Source organism: bacterium (assembly GCA_019912885.1).
In the GTDB taxonomy this organism is placed as follows: Bacteria; Lernaellota; Lernaellaia; order JACKCT01; family JACKCT01; genus JAIOHV01.
Genome location: JAIOHV010000065.1, coordinates 1 through 4,451 on the forward strand (window position 1 = coordinate 1; position 4,451 = coordinate 4,451).

The 4,451-nt window shown below is 65.2% G+C and carries 6 protein-coding genes; 5 read left to right on the forward strand and 1 reads right to left on the reverse strand.

Going from position 1 to position 4,451, the window contains the following annotated elements:
- The first annotated feature begins 161 nt into the window (after positions 1–161).
- From K8I61_05560 to K8I61_05575, 4 genes are all read left to right on the forward strand, one after another.
- Complete coding sequence (locus K8I61_05560) at positions 162–1,094, forward strand: FHA domain-containing protein (GenBank protein MBZ0271482.1); 933 nt, start codon at positions 162–164, stop codon at positions 1,092–1,094.
- An 88-nt stretch (positions 1,095–1,182) separates the two neighbouring features.
- Entirely contained in the window at positions 1,183–1,542 is a 360-nt protein-coding gene (locus tag K8I61_05565; GenBank protein MBZ0271483.1) for a hypothetical protein, read from the forward strand.
- Between the two features lie 105 nt (positions 1,543–1,647).
- Complete coding sequence (locus K8I61_05570) at positions 1,648–2,592, forward strand: energy transducer TonB (protein ID MBZ0271484.1); 945 nt, start codon at positions 1,648–1,650, stop codon at positions 2,590–2,592.
- Positions 2,582–3,532: a class I SAM-dependent methyltransferase gene (locus K8I61_05575; GenBank protein MBZ0271485.1), complete on the forward strand. Its 951-nt coding sequence runs from the start codon at positions 2,582–2,584 to the stop codon at positions 3,530–3,532. The genes K8I61_05570 and K8I61_05575 overlap by 11 nt, the downstream gene beginning before the upstream one ends.
- Here the strand turns inward: K8I61_05575 and K8I61_05580 are convergent.
- Positions 3,491–3,964 (reverse strand): GAF domain-containing protein, encoded by a 474-nt coding sequence (locus K8I61_05580; protein MBZ0271486.1) that lies wholly within the window; start codon positions 3,962–3,964, stop codon positions 3,491–3,493. The two genes, K8I61_05575 and K8I61_05580, sit on opposite strands and share 42 nt — an antisense overlap.
- 230 nt (positions 3,965–4,194) lie before the next feature.
- Between K8I61_05580 and K8I61_05585 the strand changes: the two genes are divergently transcribed.
- Positions 4,195–4,451 (forward strand): hypothetical protein (locus K8I61_05585; GenBank protein MBZ0271487.1); only part of this gene is annotated, 257 nt, incomplete at its 3' end.

The window sequence follows — 4,451 nt, forward strand, 5'->3', positions numbered from 1 at the left end:
GTTCGGCGCGCAAGAGCCGGCCGCAAAAAGGGCCGCGGGGGCCGCGCGGCGGTGCCGGCGCGTTGAGCAGCCGCGCGTGGAGTCAGGCACACGGGCGTTGACATCTTGCGGCCCGCGCCGTCAAATCGCATTCCACGCAACGCAATCGGGACGATGGATCAATGGGCTACGCGCTCGTATCGACGGACGATCTCGGTCGAAAAGTCGTTTTTCCGCTTCGCAAGGTGATGACGCTCGTCGGGCGCGACCCCGGCGCGGACATCGTTCTCGCGGACGACAACGTCTCGCGCCAGCACGTGAAGATCTACGTCGTCGAAAACCGTGTGGAAGTGAAGGACATGGGCAGCCGCAACGGCACCTTCCTGAACAATCACCGGATCGACGGGATGCGCGAGTTGCGCGAGGGCGACGAACTCATCATTGGCAGCAACCAGTTCTACATCCATGTCCTGGACGACGCCGAGGAGTCGGCCGCCCAGGGCATGACCGCCTTTCGGACGATCGATCAACTGCGCGATCCGACGCAAAGCTTCGTCGCGAAAAAATTCGACGAAGCGATCCCGCCCGCGGCCGGCGAACAGACGGTCATGGCCACGCGGGGCGACCTTGTGGCCGAGGCGCTCGGCAAAAAGCTCGACCTGGCGCGTTACCCGTCGATCGAGGTTCTTTTCGGCGCCGGCCGAGGTGCCAAATACCTGTTGCCGCCCGGGCGCTACGTGCTCGGACGTTCCACCGATTGCAACATTCGCATCGACGACGAAAAAATCTCGCAGCAGCATGCGGAGTTCATCGCCGGCGACGCGGGCGTCACCGTTCGCGACCTCGATTCGCGAAACGGCACGCTCATCAACAATCGCGCGGCGCGAAGCGTCAGGTTGCGGCACAAGGACACGATTGTCGTCGGGCACACCAAGCTGAAATTCCTGGATCCGGCCAGCGTCGCCGAGCGCGCGCGCCTGAATGTCGAGGGCTCCGAAACCTGGAAAGAGGCCGGACTTCGGGACGAGCAGCGACTATCCCCGACCGCCGTCGTCGGCATTTTCGGCGCCTTTGTTCTCGTTTTCATGGTCCTCGTCTGGTATTTTCTGCTTTGATCCGACTTGGCGCCTTGGCAAACCCCCCAAAATTCTGATAATGACGCGTTTCCGAAACGTCCCGTCATCGGTAAGCAAGGAGCATGCAATGAAATTCGGGCGATTTGCGCACGCATTTGTTTTTGTCGCGGCCGTTCTTGCCGCGTTTTTCGTCTCGGCCTCGATCGCGCACGCGCAGGATGACGACACGGCCGCCGACGACGATGTCGCCGACGACGACGCGGCGGACGACGACGCGGCGGACGACGACGCCACGGACGATGACACGGTTGACGATGACGACGACGCAGGCAGCGACGACGACGCGACGGACGACGATGATGATACCGGCGACGACGACACGCTCGAAGACGACGACGCGGACGAGGACACGGGTCCTCCGGGCGACAACCTCGAGCAGGCTCGCATCAGTTCCGACGACATCGGCGGTTGCAGCGGCTGCTTCTAGCGAATCCCGTCAACGCACGCGAAATTTCACGGCGGCCCCGGTCCAGTTCCGGGGCCGTTTTGTGTTAGTCTCGTTCCCTGACGCGAAGGCGAAACGGGAGATGCCTTGAACGAGACCTGGCGCGACGATTTACGACGGCTCAAAGGGCGGCGCTTCGCCTATTGGGCGGCCGTCGCGTCCATACTTTTTCACCTGCTCGCGCTTGCCGTTTTCTGGCTGTTGCCCGCACCCGAGCGATCGGCCGACGGCGACGCCCCCGTCTGGATCGACCTGTCGCAGGTGGACGCGCCGCTTCCGCCGAGTGCGGGAAAGGTCGTCACCGCGCCGCTGCCGGCAAACCAACGCCCACCGGAGGACGCGCGGTATCTGGCGGAGCGGTCGCACCGCGCGGACACGCAGACGCATCGCGCGGACGTGCCCATCAACGAGTTTCAGGGCGAGGTCGGAACGCGCGGTCAGTCCCCAAAGCCGGGTCGCAAGGCGGGCGCCCCGAAGCCCTCGCGCCGCTATGAGATTCCCGAGGTCGGCGAAGGCATGCGTCCGAAAACCGAGGGTGCCGGCGAAGGCGCGGCCGGCCAAGGCGAGAAGGCCACGCAAAAATCGCTCGACGATTTGATTGACTCGGTCGGCTACCAGGCCAGTCGCGATGGCGCAAGCGGCGCCGCCGGCGGCGGGAACGTATCGCCCTACAATCCCGATTCGGGCGTGCCGGGAAATGCAATTAGCCTCAACACCCGCGAGTTCAAGTATTTCGGCTATTTTTCCGGCCTGAAGGAGAAAATCGAGTGGGCGTGGGTCTACCCGCAGGACGCCATGTATCGCGGGCAGCAGGGCCAGCTCACGCTTGCCTTCACGATCCTGCGTTCGGGGCGGCTGAAAGAGATCAAGCTCGTGCGTACGAGCGGTTTTCCGCTCCTCGACCAGGGAGCCCGGCGCGCCGTCGAGGACGCGGCCGATTTTTCCCCGTTCCCCGAATCCTGGCCCGATGAGGAGCTGACGATTGTCGGCACATTCGCCTACCGTCTCTACGGCGCGAAAAGTGTCTTCTGACGCGGCGCCTTCCGCTCCCGACGCGTCCGCCTGGTCTTTCGTTCGCGAAGGCGCGGGCGGCGTCGTCACCGTCGGCGATAAACGCTATCCCACCGACTACTCGCGCGAGATCGTCGAAGCCATCGTCCGCCGCAAGGGCGTCGCGCGCATGCCGCGCTATTTGCGTTATCGCGAGGAGCGCGCGCCCAAGCTCGCGCCGCTGCTGGCGTGGATCGACGCGCGCGGCAAACCGGTGCGCGTCCTCGAGCCTGGATGCAGCGCGGGACATCTTTCCGAGGTCTTGCTGCGATCGAGGATGGTCGAAAAGCTCGTCAGTTTCGATCCCGACGCCGGCATGATCGATGTGTGCCTCGCGAAAAAGGCGCATTTCGGCCTCGAACGCTGGGAGCCGCGCATCGCGGCGACGCCCGATTTCACGGACGAAACGTTCGACCTCGTGCTCATGTCGGCGATGATCGAACACGTCGATCCGCGCGTTCGCCGGGCGCTCGTCGATGCGTGCTGGTCGCGCCTGGCCCCGGGAGGGTTGCTTGTCGTGCTCGAAAGCCAGAACCGCTACTGGCCGTTCGAATACCACGTCATCGGCCTGCCGATTCCGTGGGCGCACTATCTTCCGCCGCGCATAATTTACACGCTCTGCCGGATTTTCGGGCGATACGGCCCCGAATGGTCGTACGAGGAGTTCGCCAATCCCAACACGGGCTGGTGGGGCGCGACGCGGCGGGAATTTTTTCCCGCGGACGGCGCCGCGGCCGATGCCTCGCGCGAATTCGGCTACGGCGAGGCGTGGTATCGCGCGCAATGGCGCGAGCGCGGCTCAGGCGGGCGGCTTCGCATCCTGGCGTATCGCCTTATCGCCGCGCTGCTGCGTCTTTTGGGGATCGCACCGGAGAACCTGCTACCCGCGCACTACGTCGCCCTGCGCAAGATCGGCGGCTGATGCCCGCGCCGCGACAAGATCGCAGAGCGCCGCCAGCGCCTCGCGGTCGGCGTCGTCGAATTCGCCGGGGCGCGTGCTGTCCGCGTCGAGCACGCCGAGCAGGGCGCCGGACGCGTGGATGACCGGCACGACGATCTCGCTTTTCGACGCGGCGTCGCAGGCGATATGACCGGCAAACGCATCAACGTCTGGCACAACGACCGACTGCCGCGTGCTCGCCGCAAGCCCGCACACGCCGCGTCCGAACGCGATTTCCGTGCAGGCCAACGTGCCGCGATACGGGCCGACGATGAGCTTTTCACCCGCCGCCGCGCGATAGAACCCGACCCAGAAAAGCTCGGGCGCGTGCAGCGCGACAAGCGTCACCGCGGTCGCCATCGCGCTGACAAGATCAGGGCAGCCGGCGAGCACATCCGGCGCGATCCGGTGCATCCGCGCGAAACGCGCCTGGCGGGGCAGGGTGGGGTCGATATCGGCGATCGGCTCGGGCATGACGTTTCTCCCGCTTCGAATCTCCCTTTTGTCGCCTATCACGATCGCCATCGGAGCGCCACCGACCAGTCGAATGAACGTTTTCATCGCCCGCGTCACAGCCGCGAACCGCTCGTCGTGTTGAAATCGGCGGCAACGGGTTCTGCCCGTCTTGGTCAAGGAGGTAGAAATTGCGTTTGCCGTATCTGTTTTTACTTGGATTTCTTTTCGCCGCGGCGCTTCTGTTTTTGAGCGCCTTTAACGCCGGTGTGGGATCGCGCATCGACGAGCCCGATCGCCAGGCCCAGACACCGTCGACTCCCACGCCGCCGCCGACCCCGGCGCCGACGGCGACGCCACGGGCGACTCCCGGCCGCGTGATCGTTCCCTTCCCGAGGGCGACGCCCGCGCCGCCGCCAGGCGTGAAACCGCCGCCGGTGCGTGTGCC